Origin of the sequence: Pseudomonas sp. S8 (genome assembly GCF_050473925.1) — a bacterium.
Taxonomy (GTDB): domain Bacteria; phylum Pseudomonadota; class Gammaproteobacteria; order Pseudomonadales; family Pseudomonadaceae; genus Aquipseudomonas; species Aquipseudomonas parakoreensis.
Genome location: NZ_JBFDVZ010000016.1, coordinates 3431653 through 3454047, shown reverse-complemented (window position 1 = coordinate 3454047; position 22395 = coordinate 3431653). Strand labels below are relative to the sequence as shown.

General features: G+C 58.7%; 20 protein-coding genes. 15 read left to right on the top strand and 5 right to left on the bottom strand.

Going from position 1 to position 22395, the window contains the following annotated elements:
• Positions 1-97 precede the first annotated feature (97 nt).
• A complete protein-coding gene (locus AB1J88_RS16810; protein WP_027610771.1) occupies positions 98-1792 on the bottom strand; it encodes a lactate permease LctP family transporter in 1695 nt (564 codons plus the stop codon).
• A 261-nt stretch (positions 1793-2053) separates the two neighbouring features.
• Here AB1J88_RS16810 and AB1J88_RS16805 point away from each other — a divergent pair, with 261 nt between their 5' ends.
• Positions 2054-2821: an FCD domain-containing protein gene (locus tag AB1J88_RS16805; RefSeq protein ID WP_041066759.1), complete on the top strand. Its 768-nt coding sequence runs from the start codon at positions 2054-2056 to the stop codon at positions 2819-2821.
• Between the two features lie 103 nt (positions 2822-2924).
• Here the strand turns inward: AB1J88_RS16805 and smpB are convergent, their stop codons facing one another.
• A complete protein-coding gene (smpB, locus tag AB1J88_RS16800; RefSeq protein ID WP_003221505.1) occupies positions 2925-3407 on the bottom strand; it encodes an SsrA-binding protein SmpB in 483 nt (160 codons plus the stop codon).
• 119 nt (positions 3408-3526) lie between these two features.
• Between smpB and AB1J88_RS16795 the strand changes: the two genes are divergently transcribed.
• From AB1J88_RS16795 to AB1J88_RS16785, 3 genes are read left to right on the top strand one after another with little or no spacing between them, the layout of a single operon-like run.
• Positions 3527-4930 carry a sodium-dependent transporter gene (locus tag AB1J88_RS16795; protein WP_430291494.1) on the top strand — a complete coding sequence of 468 codons (1404 nt, stop codon included), beginning with the start codon at positions 3527-3529 and terminating at the stop codon, positions 4928-4930.
• A gap of 7 nt (positions 4931-4937) precedes the next feature.
• Entirely contained in the window at positions 4938-5372 is a 435-nt protein-coding gene (locus AB1J88_RS16790) for a type II toxin-antitoxin system RatA family toxin (protein WP_003221509.1), read from the top strand.
• Positions 5365-5679 (top strand): RnfH family protein, encoded by a 315-nt coding sequence (locus AB1J88_RS16785; protein ID WP_430291493.1) that lies wholly within the window; start codon positions 5365-5367, stop codon positions 5677-5679. The genes AB1J88_RS16790 and AB1J88_RS16785 overlap by 8 nt, the downstream gene beginning before the upstream one ends.
• Positions 5680-5740: 61 nt before the next feature.
• Here AB1J88_RS16785 and AB1J88_RS16780 read toward each other — a convergent pair whose 3' ends face one another.
• On the bottom strand, positions 5741-6268 hold the full coding sequence (locus tag AB1J88_RS16780; protein WP_027610774.1) for an outer membrane protein assembly factor BamE: 528 nt from the start codon (positions 6266-6268) through the stop codon (positions 5741-5743).
• Positions 6269-6365: 97 nt separating this feature from the next.
• Here AB1J88_RS16780 and fur point away from each other — a divergent pair, with 97 nt between their 5' ends.
• Positions 6366-6770 carry a ferric iron uptake transcriptional regulator gene (gene fur, locus AB1J88_RS16775; protein WP_003221515.1) on the top strand — a complete coding sequence of 135 codons (405 nt, stop codon included), beginning with the start codon at positions 6366-6368 and terminating at the stop codon, positions 6768-6770.
• Between the two features lie 75 nt (positions 6771-6845).
• Here the strand turns inward: fur and recN are convergent, their stop codons facing one another.
• Positions 6846-8519 (bottom strand): DNA repair protein RecN, encoded by a 1674-nt coding sequence (recN, locus tag AB1J88_RS16770; protein WP_430291492.1) that lies wholly within the window; start codon positions 8517-8519, stop codon positions 6846-6848.
• Between the two features lie 240 nt (positions 8520-8759).
• Here recN and grpE point away from each other — a divergent pair, with 240 nt between their 5' ends.
• The 8 genes from grpE (at position 8760) to AB1J88_RS16730 (ending at position 19230) form a co-directional block, all read left to right on the top strand.
• Positions 8760-9326 (top strand): nucleotide exchange factor GrpE, encoded by a 567-nt coding sequence (grpE, locus tag AB1J88_RS16765; RefSeq protein WP_007961425.1) that lies wholly within the window; start codon positions 8760-8762, stop codon positions 9324-9326.
• 102 nt (positions 9327-9428) lie between these two features.
• Entirely contained in the window at positions 9429-11345 is a 1917-nt protein-coding gene (gene dnaK / locus AB1J88_RS16760) for a molecular chaperone DnaK (RefSeq protein ID WP_003221521.1), read from the top strand.
• A gap of 296 nt (positions 11346-11641) precedes the next feature.
• Positions 11642-12766, top strand: a complete 1125-nt coding sequence (gene dnaJ / locus AB1J88_RS16755; protein WP_003221522.1) for a molecular chaperone DnaJ — start codon at positions 11642-11644, stop codon at positions 12764-12766.
• 9 nt (positions 12767-12775) lie between these two features.
• A complete protein-coding gene (dapB, locus tag AB1J88_RS16750; RefSeq protein WP_003221523.1) occupies positions 12776-13582 on the top strand; it encodes a 4-hydroxy-tetrahydrodipicolinate reductase in 807 nt (268 codons plus the stop codon).
• Between the two features lie 257 nt (positions 13583-13839).
• Positions 13840-14976, top strand: coding sequence for a glutamine-hydrolyzing carbamoyl-phosphate synthase small subunit (gene carA, locus AB1J88_RS16745; RefSeq protein WP_430291491.1), 1137 nt, complete (start codon positions 13840-13842; stop codon positions 14974-14976).
• A 126-nt stretch (positions 14977-15102) separates the two neighbouring features.
• Positions 15103-18324, top strand: a complete 3222-nt coding sequence (gene carB, locus AB1J88_RS16740) for a carbamoyl-phosphate synthase large subunit (RefSeq protein ID WP_047291165.1) — start codon at positions 15103-15105, stop codon at positions 18322-18324.
• On the top strand, positions 18321-18797 hold the full coding sequence (greA, locus tag AB1J88_RS16735) for a transcription elongation factor GreA (protein WP_041066788.1): 477 nt from the start codon (positions 18321-18323) through the stop codon (positions 18795-18797). The genes carB and greA overlap by 4 nt, the downstream gene beginning before the upstream one ends.
• 28 nt (positions 18798-18825) lie before the next feature.
• The gene (locus AB1J88_RS16730) at positions 18826-19230 is read left to right on the top strand and encodes an MFS transporter (RefSeq protein ID WP_095667564.1); all 405 of its coding nucleotides are present in this window, start codon (positions 18826-18828) and stop codon (positions 19228-19230) included.
• A gap of 9 nt (positions 19231-19239) precedes the next feature.
• Here the strand turns inward: AB1J88_RS16730 and AB1J88_RS16725 are convergent, their stop codons facing one another.
• Positions 19240-19548 carry a YhbY family RNA-binding protein gene (locus AB1J88_RS16725; RefSeq protein ID WP_003221534.1) on the bottom strand — a complete coding sequence of 103 codons (309 nt, stop codon included), beginning with the start codon at positions 19546-19548 and terminating at the stop codon, positions 19240-19242.
• Between the two features lie 101 nt (positions 19549-19649).
• Between AB1J88_RS16725 and rlmE the strand changes: the two genes are divergently transcribed.
• Positions 19650-20279: a 23S rRNA (uridine(2552)-2'-O)-methyltransferase RlmE gene (gene rlmE, locus AB1J88_RS16720; protein WP_003221536.1), complete on the top strand. Its 630-nt coding sequence runs from the start codon at positions 19650-19652 to the stop codon at positions 20277-20279.
• A 202-nt stretch (positions 20280-20481) separates the two neighbouring features.
• Entirely contained in the window at positions 20482-22389 is a 1908-nt protein-coding gene (gene ftsH, locus AB1J88_RS16715; RefSeq protein ID WP_027610779.1) for an ATP-dependent zinc metalloprotease FtsH, read from the top strand.
• Positions 22390-22395: the final 6 nt, after the last annotated feature.

The following is a 22395-nucleotide window of genomic DNA, read 5'->3' as shown; positions in this document are numbered from 1 at the left end:
AAAGCGCCTTGCTTTCAGCAGCCTTACAGACCGGGGTGTGAATTGCTGACGCCGGAATCACCAGCCGGCGTCGGTTATTTCCGTTTTGTTTATAGGTTTAGTGCACCAGCATGCCGGTGAACCAGTAGGCCTGGGCCAGCGTAATCAGGCCTACGATCGTGGCAAAGAATAGGCTGTGCTTGAGGGTGAAGCGGAACAGATCCGATTCTTTGCCCACCAGCCCGGTCGCAGCACAGGCCACGGCGATCGATTGTGGCGAGATCATCTTGCCGGTCACGCCGCCGCTGGTATTGGCGGCGACCAACAGGGTGTCATTGACGCCGATCTGGTGTGCGGTGGTCGCCTGCAGCGAACTGAACAGTGCGTTGGACGAAGTATCGGAACCGGTGAGGAACACGCCCAGCCAGCCGAGAAACGGCGAGAAGAACGGGAAGGCTGCGCCGGTCGCGGCCAATACCAGCGCCATGGTCGAAGACATCCCGGAGTAGTTGGTGACGAAGGCGAACGCCAGGACCATGCCGATCGACAGAATAGGCCAGCGCAGTTCGTAAAAGGTCTCTTTCAAAGTGGTCAGACCAGTTTTGAAGTTGATCTTCAGTACCAGCATCGAGATCAGCGCCGAGAAGAAAATCGCCGTGCCGGTCGCCGAGATCGGGTCGAGTTTGAATACGGCCGGGATGGCGGTCGGGGTGGCGACGATCGGGGCAGTCTTGATCACCAGTTGATCAAGGTGCGGGATGGCAAAGTTGAACACCCAGGCGTACATCGAACCGCCGGCGGCGAACATGGCTTTGAAGGGTTTTAGCGTCCAGATGGTTACCAGCACGGTGAGAATCAGGAACGGCGACCAGGCGATGAAAATTTCCCAGAGGCTGTAAGGCGACGCCACGGTGCTGCGTTTCTGGCCGAAACCGCCGGCGCTGGCGGTTACCACCGAGGCCGACACGGCGCCGGCGATGTGCTGACCGGCGGCGCGTTTTGGCTGCCAGACTTTGAGAAACAGGGTCAGGGAAATCAGGCTGGCCAGAGCCGAGGTGATGTCCGGCAGCTCCGGGCCGATGAAGTTCGAAGTGAAGTACTGGGTCACGGCGAAGCTCAGGCCTGCAACCAGCGCTGCCGGCCAGGTCTCACGCACGCCGCGCAGGCCGTCCATCATGAACACCAGCCAGAACGGCACGAACAGCGACAGCAGCGGTAGCTGGCGACCGGTCATGGCGCCGATCTTGAACGCGTCGATGCCAGTGACCTGGCCGGCCACGATGATCGGAATCCCCAGTGCGCCGAAGGCGACCGGCGCGGTGTTGGCAATCAGGCACAGGCCGGCGGCGTACAGCGGGTTGAAACCAAGACCGACCAGCAGCGCGGCGGTAATGGCCACTGGCGCGCCGAAACCGGCGGCGCCTTCGAGGAACGCACCGAAGCAGAAACCGATCAACAGCACCTGCAGACGCTGGTCGTCGGTGATCGACAGTACCGAACTGCGAATGACCTCGAACTGACCACTCTTGACCGTCAGTTTGTAGAGGAACACCGCCGCGACGATGATCCAGGCAATCGGCCACAGACCATAGGCAAAGCCGTATCCGGCAGCGGCGAAAGCCATGTCGACCGGCATGTGGAAGGCGAAAATCGCCACGGCAATCGACAGGGCGAGCGTGATGCTGCCGGCTACATGACCCTTGAGGCGGAACACCGCCAGAGCCAGGAAGAAGAAAACGATGGGTATGACGGCCGCGAGTGCGGAGACGCCGAGACTGCCGAGCGGGGTATACAGCTGTTGCCAGGTTTGCATATGGGGTGGCCCCTAATTGTTGTTGGTCAGGCACTGTCAGCGTTCTTGGTTAATTGGTAATACCAATTTACAATCGCTGTTGGCTAGGGTAAAAGCCTTGATATCGGTGTGTCAATTTGTCGCCCTGAAACTTTTGTCGAATAAGCGGTGCAGAAGGCATCTGATCCGCTCGGGCAAATGTGCTCTGACAGGTGTCGGCGGGGCGCTGATAGGCCAGAATAGAGAGCCCGGCGAGCGGTCGGGATCGTGGAGAAATGAGTTATGGGGTTTGATCAGATTCGTCAGCGCCGTTTGTCTGACGATATTGTCGAGCGTCTCGAGGGGATGATCCTCGAGGGCACGCTGAAGTCCGGCGAGCGGCTTCCGGCTGAGCGCACCTTGGCCGAGCAGTTCGGCGTGTCGCGTCCGTCGTTGCGTGAAGCGATCCAGAAACTGGCGGCCAAGGGCTTGCTGGTCAGTCGCCAGGGCGGCGGCAACTACGTGGTGGAAACCCTCGGATCGACCTTCAGCGACCCCCTGCTATTGCTGCTGGAGAGCAACCCCGAAGCACAGCGCGATTTGCTGGAGTTTCGGCACACACTGGAGGCATCGTGTGCCTATTACGCAGCATTGCGCGCCACGGATGTGGATCGTGAGCGCCTGACCGCAGCGTTCAACGAGCTGCAGGATTGCTACACGCGGCATGACGAAGTGAGCCGGGTGGAAGAGGGCGCGGCGGATGCGAAGTTTCATTTGGCAATTGCCGAAGCCAGCCACAACGCGGTGCTGCTGCACACCATTCGCGGTCTGTTCGATCTGCTCAAGCGCAACGTGGTGACCAATATCGGCGGCATGTACAAACAGCGCACGGAAACCCGCGACATGCTGATTTCTCAGCACCGGGAGCTGTATCTGGCGATTATCGAAGGGCGTGCGGAGCAGGCGCGGGAGGTTTCCAGTCGGCACATTCTGTATGTGCAGGAAGTGCTGGAAGAGGTGCGGCAGGAAGTTCAGCGCATGGCTCGGGCGGAGCGGCGCAAGGGAATGTAGCTTTTAGAAGCAAAAAGATCGCAGCCTTCGGCAGCTCCTACACAGGAATGTGTCTTTCCCTGTAGGAGCTGCCGCAGGCTGCGATCTTTTCAGGCAGAAGAAATTATTCTTCCTTGCCCTTGTTGCGCACAGCGCGCTGCAGCTCTCGACCGGCGTCGCGTTCGCGCTCGGTGTCACGCTTGTCGTATTCCTTCTTGCCCTTGCCCAGAGCGATCTCGCACTTGACCATGTGCTTGCTCCAGTAGAAGGACAGGCACACGCAGGCATAGCCTTTCTGTTGCACGGCAGCGGCGAGTTTTTCCAGCTCGCGCTTATTGAGCAGCAGTTTGCGGGTGCGGGTCGGATCGGCGATGACGTGGGTGCTGGCGGTCATCAACGGCGTGATGTGACTGCCGAGAAGCCAGGCTTCGCCGTCCTTGAGCAGCACGTAACTGTCGACCAGTTGCAGCTTGCTTGCCCGCAGACTTTTTACTTCCCAGCCGGCCAGGACCAGACCAGCCTCGAAACGATGTTCGATGAAGTAATCGTGTCGCGCCTTTTTGTTCTGCGCGATGGTCCCTGTTGGGTGTTTCTTCTGTTTAGCCATAGGGGCGGCATTATATGGAGATAAATGATCCTCGGCTACGGTGATGCTGCGTGCTTGAGCAGGTTGAGTGAATCCCGGACAATGCGGCCTCTTTTTCTAACGCTTGGGCGTGATATTCAATGTCGACAGACAAGGTTTCTGTCCACGGCAGTTGGGCTAGCCGCTGGGTTTTCATATTCGCCGCGACCGGTTCGGCCGTGGGACTGGGCAGCATCTGGAAATTCCCCTACATGGTCGGGGTCTACGGCGGCGGCGCCTTCGTGCTGATGTTTCTCGCCTGCATCGCATTGATCGGGATCCCGGTCATGCTGGCTGAAACCCTGATCGGCCGGCGCGCACGGCAGAGTCCGGCGAACGCCTTGAAGGTGCTGGCGCGGGAGGCCGGGCATTCGGGCAAGTGGTCGTGGGGCGCGTTTGCCGGGATGATCACGGCGCTGCTGATCCTGTCTTTCTATAGTGTGGTCGGCGGCTGGTCGCTGGATTACATCATCGACATGGGGCGCGGCGACTTCCAGGGCGCCACGGCGGAGCAGGTTGGCGCTTATTTCGGCAATGTGATCTCTGATCCTTGGCGCCTGACACTTTGGCACACGGTTTTCATGCTGTTGTCGGCCGTAGTGATCGCCAAAGGCGTGGTTGCCGGGCTGGAGCGCAGCCTGCGGATCATGATGCCGCTGCTGTTCGTGATGGTGTTGGTATTGCTGGGTTACAGCATGACCACCGGGCATTTCATGGAAGGCGTGCATTTCATGTTCGACTTCCATCCGGAAAAAGTCCTCGACGGCTTGCTGCCCGCCATGGGCCACGCGTTCTTTTCCCTGAGCGTGGGTGTGGGTTCGATCATGATTTACGGCGCTTACATGACCAAGGAAGCCTCGTTGTCCGGCACCGTGGTCGGTGTGGCACTGCTGGATACCTTTGTATCGCTGGTGGCCGGTCTGGCATTGTTTCCGATTGTGTTTGCTGGCGGTTTGAACCCTAGCGAAGGCCCAGGCCTGATGTTCGTCAGTCTGCCATTCGCCTTCGGTAACGTGGTTTTCGGCCAGCTGATGGGCGTGGTGTTCTTTGTGCTGGTGGCGATTGCCGCCTGGAGCTCGGCGATTTCCCTGCTCGAACCGATGGTTGCCTATCTGGTTGAACGCACGAAAATCAGCCGTGGCTGGGTGACTTTCTGGCTGGCGTTCATCTGCTGGTTCGTCGGTCTGGGTACGGTTTTCTCCTTCAATATCTGGAAGGAAGCCAAATTTTTCGTGAACGAAGGCGGGCTGTTCCATCTCTACCAATGGGGTGTGACGGGCGGTCTGGACTTCTTCGGCGTGATCGACTTCTTCACCTCGCGGATCATGTTGCCGCTCGGTGGCCTGTGCTTCGTGCTGTTTGCCGGTTGGGTGATGGGGCGCGATGCGGTGCGTGACGAGTTGTCGATTCGTAACCCGGCGCTGTTTGCCCTGTCCTTGTTCTTGATGCGCTACGTGGCGCCTATCGGCATTCTTGTAGTGTTTGCTGCTCAGCTCTGGAAGTAACGCTTACATGACGACACATATTCAACGTTCGGCGTTGCTGCCATACCCGGCGCAATTCCTCTATGACCTGGTCAACGACGTCGCGCGTTACCCGGAATTCCTGCCGTGGTGCTCGTCCGCCGAAGTGCTGGAAAGCTCGCCCGAGCACATGCGCGCCAGCGTTGGCGTGGCCAAGGGCGGCCTCAGTCAGCACTTCGTCACGCGCAATACGCTGGTGCCGGGGCAGTCGATCGAGATGAACCTGGAAGAAGGCCCGTTCAATCAGCTGCATGGTGTCTGGGTCTTCAAGGCGTTGAACGAGAAGGCCTGCAAGATCAGTCTTGACCTGTCTTTCGACTACGCCGGCCCGCTGGTGCGCGCGACGCTCGGCCCGCTGTTCAATCAGGCGGCGAATACGTTGGTGGATGCGTTCTGCCAGCGTGCCAAGCAGATGCATGGTTGATCCGGTGATCGAGATTGAAGTGGTGTATGCCGCCGTGGATCGTCAGCTTCTGCGCACTTTGCGCGTCCCTGAAGGGACGACAGTGCGAGAGGCGGTGCACAAGTCAGGTATTGGCGATGAATTCCCGGAGCTGGATCTGAGTGATTGTCCGCTGGGGATCTTCGGCAAGGTGGTGGCTGATCCACAGGGTCGCTTGATTCAGGCGGGAGAGCGCATCGAGATCTACCGGCCGTTGCTGGCGGATCCGAAAGAGGTGCGACGCCTGCGGGCGGCCAAGGCTGCCGAGGCCAAAGCGCGAAATCAGTAGCCTGGCCAGATCGCAGGCAATAAAAAACCCGGAAATTCCGGGTTTTTTATTGCCTCGCGCATTACTGCGGGGAGGTGTCCAGCGGCTCAGGCGTCGGAACCGGAACGGTTTCAACACCGTCCACGTCCTTCTGGATCGAATCCAGCAAGGAGCCTGGTTTGGCGGGTTGTTCCGGCTTCGGCTTCTCGGCGTTTTCAGCAGGGGCGGTCACGCTGGTGCCACTGTCCTTGCCGAGAATGGCTTCGTCACGGCTTACGCCCGGCATGAAGTCACCGGACAGGCTGACAAGCTGGTCGTTGGAGTTGAAATTAACACTCACGCGCTCCTGCTGGCGTTCACCGCCACCAGGTTGCAGGCTGTACAGATAATCCCAGCGATCGGCATGGAACGTGTCGGTCAGCAGAGGGTTGCCCATGATAAACCGTACTTGCCGACGGGTCATTCCCGGGCGTAACTGGTCTATCATGTCCTGCGTGACGACATTGCCCTGCTGGATGTCGATTTTGTAAACCCCGGGGAATGAACAACCGGCGAGTGCGAGCAGTCCCACAAAGGTGAAACTGGTTAGCAAGAGCTTGGTGTTTTGCATCGGTGGGCGACTTCCACTATCTTGGCTGGGACAACGTAAACGCCGATCATACCCGCATTAAGAGAAGCTGCGAAGCAGCATCGCGAGAAAGCTGACCATGGTTGAAAATAGCGAACTACGCAAAGCCGGCCTCAAAGTGACCCTGCCACGGGTCAAGATCCTGCAAATGCTCGACTCTACCGAGCAGCGTCACATGAGTGCCGAAGACGTCTACAAGGCGTTGATGGAAGCGGGCGAGGACGTCGGTCTGGCCACGGTTTACCGTGTTCTGACCCAGTTCGAAGCTGCTGGCCTCGTGGTCCGTCACAACTTCGACGGTGGCCACGCGGTATTCGAATTGGCCGACGGTGGCCACCACGACCATATGGTCAACGTGGAAACCGGTGAAGTCGTCGAATTCGTCAGTCCGGAAATCGAAAAGCTCCAGAAGGCAATTGCCGAGGAGCACGGTGTTGATCTGGTAGATCACAATCTGGTGCTGTACGTACGCAAGAAAAAGTAAGCATGTCGCGCGAATTTCAGGTTCGCGAAACGAACGAAGGCGACCCAAGGGTCGCCTTCGTGCTTTCTGCTGCTTTTAAACTTTTGCGGTGACCACCATTTTTTTCGCGTGAGCCAAAGACTCTTTGGTCAGGTCGATGCCGCCCAGCATCCGCGCCACTTCTTCTATACGGTCGTTCTTGCTCAGCTTGGACACTGCGGTGTGAGTCGCTTGTTCGCCCCGTACCTTGTGCACGAATAAATGCTGATGACCCTGCGCCGCCACTTGCGGCAAGTGCGTCACGGTCAGTACCTGCCCACGATCGCCAAGACGTCGCAACAATTGGCCGACAATCTCCGCTGTCGGCCCGCCGATCCCCACGTCCACTTCGTCGAATACCAGGGTTGGTACCCGTGAAGTCTGCGCGGTAATCACCTGAATCGCCAGGCTGATCCGCGACAGCTCGCCACCGGAGGCCACTTTGGCCAGCGCCTTCAACGGCTGACCGGGGTTGGCACTGACCAGCAGCTCGACTTGCTCCAGACCGTTGGGTAGCAATTCGTCGCTGCTGTTGGCGCGCAATTCGATGGTGAAGCGACCGCCGGGCATGCCCAGGCGCTGGATTTCCTGTTCCACGGCGCTTGCGAGGCTGCCGGCGGCTTGATGGCGCAAGTCGCTCAGCTCGCGGGCTTTCTCTTGATAGTGGCGTGCGTAGGAAGCCAGCTCTTCACCCAGACGCTCGATGGATTCGTCATTGGCGTTGAGGGTTTCGATCTCATCCAGCAACTTTTGCTGCATCTCGGCGACTTCGGTTGGCTGGATCCGGTGCTTGCGCGCCAAGGTGTAAATCGCGTCGAGGCGTTCTTCCAGATATTGCAGGCGCGCCGGATCGGCATCGAAGTTGTCGAGGAAGCGATTGAGCTCGCCCACGGCTTCTTCGACCTGGATCTGCGCGCTGGTCAGCAAGCTGCTGGCTTCGCCCAGTGCGCCAACCGAGCTGTTCACGCTCGACAGGCGGTTGAGGCTGGCGGTCAGTGCATTCAGTACGTTGCCGGAATCGCTTTCGCTGCACTGCTCGACCACCTGTCGGCAAATGCCAAGCAGGGTTTCGGCGTTGGTCAGATTCTTGTGTTCCTGCTCCAGCTGTTCGAGTTCGTTTTCGCCGAGGCCGAGGTTCTCCAGTTCTTCGAGCTGGTAGCTGAGCAATTGGTGACGCGCGCGTTGCTCGTCACCCGAGTTGGAGAGGCGCTCCAGTTCCTGGCGGGTCTGACGCCAGCGCTGCGCGGCCAGTTGCACCTGACGGGCCAGATCGGTAGCGCCGGCGTATTCGTCGAGCAGGCGGCGATGGGTATCGGTTTTCAGCAGGGACTGGTGTTCGTGCTGGCTGTGGATATCGATCAGCAGTTCGCCGAGAGCCTTGAGATCGCCGAGCGGGCAGGGCGTGCCATTGATATAGCCGCGCGAACGGCCTTCGGCGGTGATCACTCGGCGCAGGATGCAGGGGCCGTCGTTTTCGAGGTCGCGCTCGGCCAGCCAGGCATGGGCTTCAGGGATGTCCACCAGATCGAAGGTGGCCAGAATGTCGGCCTTGTCGGCGCCCGGGCGAACCACGCCGCTGTCGGCGCGGTCGCCAAGGGTCAGGCCCAGGGCGTCGAGCATGATCGACTTGCCGGCGCCGGTTTCCCCTGTGATCACGCTCATCCCGCGATCAAGTTCGAGATCGAGATGTTCAACGATGGCGTAGTTATGTACGGACAGGTGCACCAGCATAAAGGCCGCTCCCAGGCTTTAGGTCTGGTTATTTATACAGTGTTTTGTTTCGGCCTGACAATGCCCTCGCTTAGCTCGATTTGCTTGATCCGATCAAATGCTTAGTCCGAGCGGGAATGACAATGCAGCACTTTTTTGTAGGGTTAATCATTGCAGGCCCTTGAAGCCTGATTTTGCGGCCCCATATATCGGGGCAGAAGCGCGAGTACAGCTCGCGGACGTAATTGAAAGGAGAATTCTATGGCTGACGAACAGACAGTAGATACGCAAAATCCAGAAGCCAATCAGGCGCCCGAAACTTCGGGTGACGACCTGGCGACCCGTGTACAAGTGCTCGAAGAGCAGTTGGCCGCCGCGCAGGATCAGTCGCTGCGCGTAGCTGCCGATCTGCAGAACGTCCGCCGCCGTGCCGAGCAGGATGTCGAGAAGGCGCACAAGTTTGCGCTGGAAAAATTCGCCGGTGACTTGCTGCCGATCGTTGACAGCCTGGAGCGCGGCCTCGAGTTGTCGAGCCCGGACGACGAAAGCATCCGTCCGATGCGCGAAGGCATCGAGCTGACCCTGAAAATGTTCCACGACACCCTCAAGCGTTATCAGCTTGAAGCGATCGATCCGCATGGCGAACCGTTCAACGCCGTTCATCATCAGGCGATGGCCATGCAGGAAAGCGCCGACGTCGAACCGAACAGCGTTCTGAAGGTATTCCAGAAGGGCTACCAGCTCAACGGTCGCCTGTTGCGTCCGGCCATGGTTGTGGTCAGCAAGGCGCCGGCGCCAATTTCGCCTTCGATTGACGAGAAGGCTTGAAATTAGCCGCAAGGCCCCCATTTAGAAGTCAAGCGTTTAAGTATTACCGCAGTTAGCCACCACTGCTGCGGCAACAAAATCCAAAGTTTCGGGAGAGTGAACATGGGCAAAATTATCGGTATCGACCTGGGGACTACCAACTCCTGCGTCTCCGTGCTGGAAAACGGCGTAGCCAAAGTTATCGAAAACGCCGAAGGCGCGCGCACCACGCCGTCGATCATCGCTTACGCCAACGATGGTGAAATCCTCGTTGGTCAGTCGGCCAAGCGTCAGGCAGTGACCAACCCGCACAACACCCTGTACGCGGTGAAGCGTCTGATCGGTCGCAAGTTCGACGAAGAAGTCGTACAGAAAGACATCAAGATGGTCCCGTACAAAATCGCCAAGGCTGACAACGGCGACGCCTGGGTTGAAGTGAACGGCCAGAAAATGGCGCCGCCACAAATCTCGGCTGAAATCCTGAAGAAGATGAAGAAGACCGCCGAAGACTACCTTGGCGAGCCTGTGACCGAGGCGGTGATCACCGTTCCGGCCTACTTCAACGACAGCCAGCGTCAGGCGACCAAAGACGCCGGCCGCATTGCCGGTCTGGACGTTAAACGTATCATCAACGAACCAACCGCGGCTGCTCTGGCTTACGGTATGGACAAGGCCAAGGGCGATCACACCGTGATCGTTTACGACCTGGGTGGCGGTACTTTCGACGTTTCCGTGATCGAGATCGCTGAGGTTGACGGCGAGCACCAGTTCGAAGTGTTGGCCACCAACGGTGACACCTTCCTCGGCGGTGAAGACTTTGACATTCGTCTGATCGACTACCTCGTTGACGAATTCAAGAAAGAAAGCGGCATGAACCTCAAAGGTGACCCGCTGGCCATGCAGCGCCTGAAAGAAGCCGCTGAGAAAGCCAAGATCGAGCTGTCGTCCGCTCAGTCGACCGACGTCAACCTGCCGTACATCACTGCAGACGCTACCGGTCCTAAGCACCTGAACGTGAAGATTTCGCGTGCCAAGCTCGAAGCACTGGTTGAAGACCTGGTTCAGCGCACCATCGAACCTTGCCGTATCGCCATGAAAGACGCCGGTATCGACGTTGGCGCGATCAACGACGTGATTCTGGTCGGCGGTCAGACCCGTATGCCGCTGGTACAGAAGCTGGTGACCGATTTCTTCGGTAAAGAAGCACGTAAAGACGTGAACCCGGACGAAGCGGTTGCCATGGGTGCTGCGATTCAGGGCGCCGTTCTGGCCGGTGACGTGAAAGACGTTCTGCTGCTCGACGTCAGCCCGCTGACCCTGGGTATCGAAACCATGGGTGGCGTGATGACCGCGCTGATCGAGAAAAACACCACGATTCCTACCAAGAAATCGCAAGTGTTCTCGACTGCCGATGACAACCAGGGCGCCGTGACCATTCACGTTCTGCAAGGTGAGCGTAAGCAAGCCGCACAGAACAAGTCCCTGGGCAAGTTCGACCTGGCCGACATTCCACCAGCTCCACGTGGCGTGCCACAGATCGAAGTGACCTTCGACATCGACGCCAACGGCATCCTGCACGTCGGTGCGAAAGACAAGGCGACCGGTAAAGAGCAGAAGATCACCATCAAGGCCAACTCCGGTCTGTCGGATGAAGAAATTCAGAAGATGGTTCGCGATGCCGAGCTGAACGCCGAGGAAGACCGCAAGTTCGCTGAACTGGCTGAATCCCGTAACAAGGGTGATGCACTGGTTCACTCGACTCGCAAAATGGTCACCGAAGCGGGCGACAAGGTCAGCGCTGAAGAGAAGACCGCGATCGAAGCTGCCGTGGTTGCACTGGAAGCCGCTGTGAAAGGCGACGACAAGGCTGCCATCGAAGCGAAGATCGAAGAGCTGTCGAAAGTCTCGGCTCCGGTTGCCCAGAAGATGTACGCCGAACAGGCTCAGCCTGCTGAAGGCGCGGCACCGCACGACGAGAAAGCTGAAAAGGCTGACGATGTTGTCGATGCCGAGTTCGAAGAAGTCAAAGACCACAAGTAAGTTGTTGGTCGGCCGGTTGACTGCCTTGCGGCGGTGACTGGTAGGATGTCGCCGCGCGGGAGCTTGCTCCCGCGTTGGCGTATCTGGAATACGTGAATTTTTACAGCATGCGACAAGCCTTGCGTGCTGTTGGTATGGCCGGGAATGCTCCTGCTTTTCGTGCCGCAAGTACCACAAGAAACAAAGACCAGGATCGTTGAATTGACGTGAGTTGGGTCCGGGCCTGTATTGGGGCTCAACGAGTTTGGCCATCCTCAGGAGGGGTTTGCCGAACGTCCTCAAGAGTGCAAAGACTTATGGCAAAGCGTGACTATTACGAAGTATTGGGTGTAGAGCGTGGTTCAAGCGATGCAGACCTGAAAAAGGCCTATCGTCGCCTGGCGATGAAGCACCACCCGGACCGTAATCCCGATGACAAAGCGTCGGAAGAACTGTTCAAAGAGGCCAACGAGGCCTACGAAGTATTGTCCGATTCGAGCAAGCGCGCGGCCTACGACCAGTACGGTCATGCTGGCGTCGACCCAAGCATGGGTGGCGGTGGTGCCGGTTTCGGCGGGCAGAATTTCTCTGACATCTTTGGTGATGTCTTCAGTGACTTCTTCGGTGGCGGTCGCGGCGGTTCCCGTGGCGGCGCCCAGCGCGGCAGCGATTTGCGCTACACCCTGGAGCTGAATCTGGAAGAAGCGGTACGCGGGACCACCGTGAATATCCGCGTTCCGACACTGGTCAACTGCAAGCCGTGCGACGGTTCCGGCGCGAAGAAAGGCTCGTCGCCATCGACCTGCCCGACCTGCGGCGGCATCGGTCAGGTGCGCATGCAGCAGGGCTTCTTCTCGGTGCAGCAGACCTGCCCGCGCTGCCATGGCCAGGGCAAGATCATTTCCGATCCGTGCGATTCCTGCCACGGCGACGGTCGCGTCGAAGAATACAAGACCCTGTCGGTCAAAGTGCCGGCGGGTGTTGATACCGGCGACCGCATTCGTCTGTCCGGCGAAGGCGAGGCGGGCACTCAGGGCGGCCCGACTGGCGACCTGTACGTGGTGATCAACGTGCGCGAGCACGACATCTTCCAGCGCGATGGCAAACATCTGTTCTGCGAAGTGCCGATCAGCTTTGTTGATGCGGCGCTCGGCGGCGAACTGGAAATCCCGACCCTCGACGGTCGCGTCAAACTGAAAATTCCTGAAGGCACTCAGACCGGCAAGCAGTTCCGCGTGCGTGGCAAAGGCGTGGCGCCGGTGCGGGGCGGTGGTGCGGGCGACTTGATGTGTCGCGTAGCGGTCGAGACCCCGGTCAATCTGAATCGTCGTCAGCGCGAATTGCTCGAAGAATTCCGCAGCTCGCTGGCGGATGACAACAGTCACTCGCCAAAAACCACCGGTTGGTTCGATGGCGTGAAGCGCTTCTTCGGCGATCTGTAAGGAGTCGGCATGCGACGTATAGCTGTGATGGGCGCCGCCGGGCGCATGGGCAAGATTCTGGTCGAGGCCGTGCAACAGCGCGCGCCGCTGACCGGCCTGACCGCGGCGATCGTTCGTCCCGGCAGTACGCTGATCGGGGTGGATGCCGGTGAGCTGGCTTCGCTGGGTCGCATCGGTGTGCCGTTGTCCGGCAATCTCGAATCGGTGGCTGAAGAGTTCGATGTGCTGATCGATTTCACCCTGCCGGAAGTCATGCTGAAAAACCTCGCGTTCTGTCGCAAGGCTGGCAAGGCCATGGTCATCGGCACCACCGGGCTCGACGCTGCGCAGAAGCAGCTGCTGGCTGAGGCGGGCAAGGATATTCCGATCGTGTTCGCGGCCAACTTCAGTGTCGGGGTCAATCTGTCGCTGAAGCTGCTCGAAATGACCGCCCGGGTGCTGGGCGATGATGCCGACATCGAAATCATCGAAGCGCATCACCGGCACAAGATCGATGCGCCTTCGGGCACGGCGCTGCGCATGGGTGAAGTGATCGCCGATGCGCTGGATCGTGATCTGCAGAAGGTAGCGGTCTATGGCCGTGAAGGTCACACCGGTGCGCGCGAACGGGAAACCATCGGTTTCGCCACCGTTCGCGGTGGTGATGTGGTCGGCGATCACACCGTGCTGTTCGCTTGTGAGGGCGAGCGCCTGGAGATCACGCACAAGGCTTCTAGTCGCATGACATTCGCCAAGGGTGCGGTGCGTGCGGCGTTGTGGCTCGATGGCCGCGAGCCGGGTCTGTATGACATGCAGGACGTGCTCGACCTGCATTGATTGACGGTTTTACCCAGCGCAGACGCCCGTTTTGCGCTGGTTTTTCTACATCGCGCGACGCCCTGTCGCATTCTCCGGCCTTTTAGGCTCTTTAGCGGTGGACCAAAAAAGCCTTTTTCTGTAAGCTACAGCTTTAGTGTGTCCACTAAAAGCGCGCAGAATAATTCAGTGAAGAAGCGGGGTGACGTGTCCATACGTCACTCCGCTTTTTTACAACCTGCGATTGCCCTTTCATGCGTTATTTACGGGAGGTCTTCTTGACTAAGCCAGCCATACTCGCCCTTGCTGATGGCAGCATTTTTCGCGGCGAAGCCATTGGAGCCGACGGTCAAACCGTTGGTGAGGTGGTGTTCAACACCGCAATGACCGGCTATCAGGAAATCCTTACCGATCCTTCCTACGCCCAACAGATCGTTACCCTGACTTACCCGCACATCGGCAACACCGGCACCACGCCGGAAGATGCCGAGTCCGACCGCGTATGGTCCGCTGGTCTGGTCATCCGTGACCTGCCGCTGGTAGCGAGCAACTGGCGTAACACGATGTCCCTGTCCGACTACCTGAAAGCCAACAACGTTGTGGCAATCGCTGGTATCGATACTCGTCGCCTGACCCGCATCCTGCGTGAAAAAGGCGCACAGAACGGCTGCATCATGGCCGGCGACAACATCTCCGAAGAAGCTGCAATTGCCGCCGCGCAAGGCTTCCCGGGCCTGAAGGGCATGGATCTGGCGAAAGTCGTCAGCACCAAGGAAAAGTACGAATGGCGCTCCACTGTCTGGGATCTGAAGAGCGACAGCCACGCGACCCTCGAAGCGTCCGAGTTGCCATACCACGTGGTTGCCTACGACTACGGCGTCAAACTGAACATCCTGCGCATGCTGGTCGAGCGCGGCTGCCGCGTGACCGTGGTGCCGGCGCAAACCCCGGCAGCCGACGTGCTGGCACTCAAGCCGGACGGCGTGTTCCTGTCCAACGGCCCTGGTGATCCGGAGCCATGCGACTACGCAATCAAGGCGATCAAGGAAGTGCTGGAAACCGAAATTCCGGTCTTCGGTATCTGCCTCGGTCACCAGCTGCTGGCTCTGGCCTCCGGCGCCAAGACCCTGAAAATGGGCCATGGCCACCACGGTGCCAACCACCCGGTACAGGATCTGGACACTGGCGTCGTGATGATCACCAGCCAGAACCACGGTTTCGCGGTTGACGAAGCGACCCTGCCGGCCAACGTGCGTGCGATCCACAAATCGCTGTTCGACGGCACCCTGCAAGGCATCGAGCGCACTGACAAGAGCGCGTTCAGCTTCCAGGGCCACCCTGAAGCGAGCCCGGGCCCGAACGATGTGGCGCCCCTATTCGACCGCTTCATCAACGAGATGGCCAAGCGACGCTAAGCGTTCGCCTTGAGACTGTAGCGAGAAGCCCTCGAGGGCGGCCCCGACCCCGGTGGCGCCCCTCAGGGCTTCAGAAATCGATCAAGACGGCTTGCCGACTGACCTGCGGATTTGAGTGACAAACCCATGCCAAAACGTACAGACATTAAAAGCATCCTGATTCTCGGCGCTGGCCCGATCGTTATCGGCCAGGCCTGCGAATTCGACTACTCCGGCGCCCAGGCCTGCAAAGCCCTGCGCGAAGAGGGTTACCGCGTCATCCTGGTGAACTCCAACCCGGCCACCATCATGACCGACCCGGACATGGCCGACGCCACGTACATCGAGCCGATCAAGTGGCAGACCGTGGCCAAGATCATCGAAAAAGAGCGCCCGGACGCGGTGCTGCCAACCATGGGCGGCCAGACTGCACTGAACTGCGCCCTCGATCTGGAGCGCGAAGGCGTTCTGGAAAAGTTCGGCGTGGAAATGATCGGTGCCAACGCCGACACCATCGACAAGGCTGAAGACCGTTCGCGTTTCGACAAGGCCATGAAATCCATCGGTCTGGAATGCCCGCGTTCCGGTATCGCCCACAGCATGGAAGAAGCCAACGCCGTCCTCGAGCGTCTGGGCTTCCCGTGCATCATCCGTCCATCCTTCACCATGGGTGGCACCGGCGGCGGTATCGCCTACAACCGTGAAGAGTTCGAAGAAATCTGCGCCCGCGGTCTGGACCTGTCGCCGACCAAAGAGCTGCTGATCGACGAATCGCTGATTGGCTGGAAAGAATATGAGATGGAAGTTGTCCGCGACAAAAAGGACAACTGCATCATCGTCTGCTCGATCGAGAACTTCGACCCGATGGGCGTGCACACCGGTGACTCGATCACCGTTGCTCCGGCACAGACCCTGACCGACAAGGAATATCAGATCCTGCGTAACGCCTCGCTGGCGGTACTGCGCGAGATCGGCGTCGAGACCGGCGGTTCCAACGTGCAGTTCGGTATCTGCCCGGACACCGGCCGCATGGTCGTGATCGAGATGAACCCGCGTGTATCGCGTTCCTCGGCACTGGCTTCGAAAGCCACCGGTTTCCCGATTGCCAAAGTCGCGGCCAAACTGGCTGTGGGCTACACCCTCGACGAGCTGTCGAACGACATCACTGGCGGCAAGACCCCGGCGTCCTTCGAGCCGTCGATCGACTACGTTGTGACCAAGCTGCCACGTTTCGCCTTCGAGAAATTCGCCAAGGCTGACGCACGCCTGACCACGCAAATGAAGTCGGTCGGTGAGGTTATGGCCATCGGCCGCACCTTCCAGGAATCCCTGCAGAAAGCCCTGCGCGGCCTGGAAGTCGGTGTTTGCGGTCTGGACGAGAAGCTCGATCTGAGCAATCCGGAAAGCATGAGCATCCTCAAACGCGAGCTGACCGTGCCGGGCGCCGAGCGTATCTGGTACGTGGCGGACGCATTCCGCGCCGGCATGACCGTCGAAGACATTTTCGGCATGAACATGATCGACCCGTGGTTCCTGGTGCAGATCGAAGATCTGATCAAGGAAGAAGAGAAGGTCAAGACCCTCGGTCTGTCCGCCATCGACCGCGACCTGATGTTCAAGCTCAAGCGCAAAGGCTTCTCCGATCAGCGTCTGGCCAAACTGCTGGGTGTGACCGAGAAGAACCTGCGTACGCATCGTCAAAAACTGGAAGTGTTCCCGGTGTACAAGCGCGTTGACACGTGCGCGGCCGAGTTCGCCACCGACACCGCGTACCTCTACTCGACGTACGAGGAAGAGTGCGAAGCCGCGCCGTCCGGTCGCGACAAAATCATGATTCTGGGTGGCGGTCCGAACCGTATCGGCCAGGGCATCGAGTTCGACTACTGCTGCGTACACGCCGCTCTTGCACTGCGCGAAGACGGCTATGAAACCATCATGGTCAACTGCAACCCGGAAACCGTTTCCACCGACTACGACACGTCCGACCGTCTGTACTTCGAGCCGGTAACACTGGAAGACGTACTGGAAATCTGCCGCGTCGAGAAGCCCAAAGGCGTGATCGTCCAGTACGGCGGTCAGACGCCGCTGAAACTGGCGCGTGCCCTGGAAGCCGCTGGCGTGCCGATCATCGGTACCAGCCCTGATGCCATCGACCGTGCCGAAGACCGTGAGCGCTTCCAGCAAATGGTTGAGCGTCTTAACCTGCGTCAGCCGCCAAACGCCACCGTACGCAGCGAAGACGAAGCCGTTCGCGCTGCCGCGAAAATCGGTTATCCGCTGGTGGTGCGCCCGTCCTACGTACTGGGCGGCCGCGCGATGGAAATCGTTTACAAGGAAGACGAACTCAAGCGCTACCTGCGTGATGCGGTGCAAGTGTCCAACGACAGCCCGGTGCTGCTCGACCACTTCCTCAACTGCGCCATCGAGATGGACGTGGATGCGGTCTGCGACGGCAAAGATGTGGTGATCGGCGCGATCATGCAGCACATCGAACAGGCGGGCGTTCACTCCGGTGACTCCGCGTGCTCGCTGCCGCCTTACTCGCTGCCGGCGCACATCCAGGACGAGATGCGCGAACAGGTCAAGAAAATGGCCCTGGAACTGGGCGTTGTCGGCCTGATGAACGTGCAACTGGCGCTGCAGGGCGAAGACATCTACGTCATCGAAGTCAACCCGCGTGCTTCGCGTACCGTACCGTTCGTGTCCAAGTGCATTGGTGTTTCCCTGGCCATGATCGCCGCTCGCGTCATGGCCGGTAAGACCCTGAAGGAAATCGGCTTCACCAAGGAAATCATCCCGAACTTCTACAGCGTGAAAGAGGCGGTGTTCCCGTTCGCCAAATTCCCTGGCGTTGACCCGATCCTCGGCCCAGAGATGAAGTCCACCGGTGAAGTGATGGGCGTCGGCGACACCTTCGGTGAAGCCTTCGCCAAGGCCCAGATGGGTGCCAGCGAAGTGCTGCCGACCGGTGGTACCGCGTTCATCAGCGTGCGTGACGATGACAAGCCGCTGGTTGCAGGCGTGGCCCGTGATCTGATCAACTTGGGCTTCGAAGTGGTCGCCACTGCCGGTACTGCCAAGCTGATCGAAGCCGCAGGCCTGAAAGTGCGCCGCGTGAACAAGGTGACCGAGGGTCGTCCGCACGTGGTCGACATGATCAAGAATGACGAAGTCACCCTGATCATCAACACCACCGAAGGTCGTCAGTCGATCGCTGATTCCTACTCCATTCGTCGCAATGCCCTGCAGCACAAGATCTACTGCACCACCACCATTGCTGCGGGCGAGGCTATCTGTGAAGCGCTGAAGTTCGGTCCCGAGAAGACCGTACGCCGCTTGCAGGATCTACACGCAGGATTGAAGGCATGATCAAGTACCCAATGACCGTCCAGGGTGCAAAAGCCCTGGAAGAAGAACACGCTCACCTGACCAAGGTCGTTCGTCCGAAGCTCAGCCAGGACATCGGTACGGCTCGCGAGCTGGGTGACCTGAAGGAAAACGCCGAATACCATGCCGCCCGCGAACAGCAGGGCATGGTCGAGGCGCGGATCCGTGATATCGAAGGCCGGATCCAGAATCAGGTCATCATTGATGTCACGACCATTCCGCACACCGGCAAAGTGATCTTCGGTACCACCGTCGAAATCGCCAACGTCGAGACGGATGAAAGCGTCGCTTACCACATCGTGGGTGAGGATGAGGCTGACTTCAAACTCGGCAAGATTTCGGTCGGCTCGCCCTTGGCCCGTGCCTTGATCGGCAAGGAAGAGGGTGACGTGGTTGCCGTGAAAACGCCGAGTGGTGTTATCGAGTACGAGATTGTCGAAGTCCGTCACATCTGAGGGCAGGCGCCCGCTACGTGCGGGCGCCATGCTTTGGCAGCTGACCCAGATGTTGTGGGTCGGCGGCTTTTGGCTGATTCATCTCGGTTTGCGACCGGTGCTGGGCAAGATTGGTCTGGCACCGTTGCTGATCGATGAGATTGCCGATGCGTTCGAAGTGTCGCTGGTGATTTTTGCCGCTGCCTGCGTGATTTTTCAGGCTTTGGTGCTGGTACGGGCCGAGGGCCTTGCCAGTCTGTGGCGGGATTTTCGCGGGCAGGTGCTGCTGATGGCACTGTATGCGTGTGCGATGTTTGTCGCCGTGCATGTCGGCTGGCCGCAAGCGCAGCGCTGGCAGGCATTCAGTTTTCTGCTGTTAGGCTTCTCCGGGCTGGTGCTGGTGTTGCAGCCGCTGCCGGGATGGAGTGGCAGGGTGCGCGAAGCACACCCTTGACCCTTGTCATCACTTGAAGCGATGAACGTTCGACAGCTGCTTGTTGACGCTGAAGTTCTTGCGATAAACCAGTGCCATCTTGCCGATGACCTGTACCAGATCAGCCTTGCCGACCTTGCACAGTTCTGCAATGTGCGCCAGGCGCGACTCGCGGTCGAGGATGTTGAGCTTGATCTTGATCAGCTCGTGATCCGCCAAGGCGCGTTCAAGCTCGGCTAATACACCCTCAGTCAGACCGTTGTCCGCCACCGTCAAAACCGGTTTCAGGTGGTGACCAATGGATTTGTACTGTTTCTTCTGCTCTGGAGTGAGCGGCATAATCTGACCCTTTCGTCTGGATTCTGTAAAATGGCGGCCATTTTACCCGAGGGTTCGTGGATCCGCCCAATTAATCACGACCCTTATTATCGAGGTGCCCAATGGCGCGTTCCAAGACAAGCCTTGGTTGGCTGAAACGACATGTCAACGATCCTTATGTGAAGCAGGCGCAGAAGGATGGCTACCGCTCGCGTGCGAGTTACAAGCTTCTGGAGATCCAGGAGAAATACAAGCTGATCCGCTCCGGCATGAGTGTTGTCGACCTGGGCGCGGCGCCTGGCGGCTGGTCACAGGTCACCAGCCGGCTGATCGGTGGTCAGGGGCGACTGATCGCTTCGGACATCCTGGAGATGGACAGCATCCCTGACGTGACCTTCATTCAGGGTGACTTCACCGAGGACGAAGTGCTCGCGCGAATTCTTGAAGCCGTGGGTAATTCACAGGTGGACCTTGTGATTTCCGATATGGCCCCCAATATGAGTGGTACGCCTGAAGTGGACATGCCCAAAGCCATGTTCCTTTGCGAGCTGGCGCTTGATCTGGCAGAGCGGATACTCAAGCCGGGTGGTAATTTCGTGATCAAGATTTTTCAGGGCGAAGGTTTTGATGTCTACCTGAAGGATGCTCGGAAAAAGTTCGACAAGATCCAGATGATCAAGCCGGATTCCTCCCGTGGCAGTTCCCGCGAGCAATACATGCTGGCTTGGGGCTACCGCGGAGGTAATGAGTAAAACGAGGTTTTTTGGCAGGGTGATAGGTTTTTCGTATTTTGCCCCGCGTGCATAAGCGAATATTGTGTAGAAAGTGTTTCACAAAGGGTTACAGACGGCGCCTGCAAGAGTTGTAGGTAATGTAGTAAGTTAGGCTGGTGAATATCATGCGAAGCGCGCGCCAGTAGCGGAGCTTGCTTCAGAGGGTAGTTAATTGAACGATATGGCAAAGAATCTGATCCTGTGGTTGATCATCGCGGCAGTCCTCGTGACGGTGATGAACAACTTCTCCAGCCCTAACGAGCCGCAGACCCTCAACTATTCCGACTTCATCCAGCAGGTCAAGGATGGCAAGGTCGAGCGCGTAGCCGTTGACGGCTATGTGATTACCGGCAAGCGCAACGATGGCGACAGCTTCAAGACCATTCGTCCGGCGATCCAGGACAATGGCCTGATCGGCGACCTGGTCGACAACCACGTTGTGGTTGAGGGCAAGCAGCCTGAACAGCAAAGCATCTGGACTCAACTCCTGGTGGCGAGCTTCCCGATCCTGGTGATCATCGCGGTGTTCATGTTCTTCATGCGCCAGATGCAGGGCGGTGCTGGCGGCAAGGGCGGACCGATGAGCTTCGGCAAGAGCAAGGCACGCCTGCTTTCCGAAGATCAGGTGAAAACCACCTTGGCTGACGTTGCAGGTTGCGACGAAGCCAAGGAAGAGGTCGGCGAACTGGTTGAGTTCCTGCGTGATCCGGGCAAGTTTCAGCGCCTGGGTGGTCGTATTCCTCGCGGCGTATTGATGGTCGGCCCTCCGGGTACCGGTAAAACCTTGCTGGCCAAGGCGATTGCCGGCGAAGCGAAGGTTCCGTTCTTCACTATTTCCGGTTCCGACTTCGTTGAAATGTTTGTGGGTGTTGGTGCAAGCCGCGTTCGCGACATGTTCGAGCAGGCCAAAAAGCACGCGCCTTGCATCATCTTCATCGACGAGATCGACGCCGTCGGTCGCCACCGTGGCGCCGGCATGGGCGGCGGTCACGACGAGCGTGAGCAGACTCTCAACCAGTTGCTGGTAGAGATGGACGGCTTCGAAATGAATGACGGCATCATTGTGATCGCTGCCACCAACCGTCCTGACGTACTTGACCCTGCGCTGCTGCGTCCGGGCCGTTTCGACCGTCAGGTCGTTGTAGGTTTGCCGGATATCCGCGGTCGCGAGCAGATCCTCAAGGTTCACATGCGTAAAGTGCCAATGGGTGATGATGTGGCTCCGGCCGTTATCGCGCGCGGTACCCCGGGCTTCTCCGGTGCGGATCTGGCTAACCTGGTCAACGAAGCGTCGCTGTTCGCTGCACGTAGCGGCAAGCGCATCGTCGAAATGAAAGAATTCGAGCTGGCCAAAGACAAGATCATGATGGGCGCCGAGCGCAAATCCATGGTCATGTCCGAGAAAGAGAAACAGAACACCGCTTATCACGAAGCGGGCCATGCGATCGTTGGGCGCGTTGTGCCTGAGCATGATCCTGTCTACAAGGTTTCGATTATTCCGCGTGGTCGTGCGCTGGGTGTGACCATGTTCCTGCCGGAAGAGGATCGCTACAGCCTGTCCAAGCGTGCGCTGATCAGCCAGATCTGCTCGCTGTACGGTGGCCGTATCGCCGAAGAAATGACTCTTGGTTTCGACGGTGTGACCACCGGCGCGTCCAACGACATCATGCGTGCCAGTCAGATTGCGCGGAACATGGTGACCAAGTGGGGTCTGTCGGAAAAACTCGGTCCGCTGATGTACGCCGAAGAAGAGGGTGAGGTGTTCCTCGGTCGCGGTGGTGGCGGTCAGAATGCCAGCTTCTCCGGTGAGACAGCCAAACTTATCGACTCTGAAGTGCGCAGCATCATTGATCAGTGCTACGGCACGGCCAAGCAGATCCTCACGGACAACCGTGACAAGCTGGATGCCATGGCTGATGCGCTGATGAAGTACGAAACTATTGATGCCGAGCAGATCGACGACATCATGGCGGGTCGTACGCCACGTGAACCGCGTGACTGGACAGGTGGCACGGGTACGCCTCCGCCTCCGGTGATTCAGGATGAGCGTCCGGAAACACCGATCGGCGGTCCGGCTGCTGACGTTTAAGGTTTG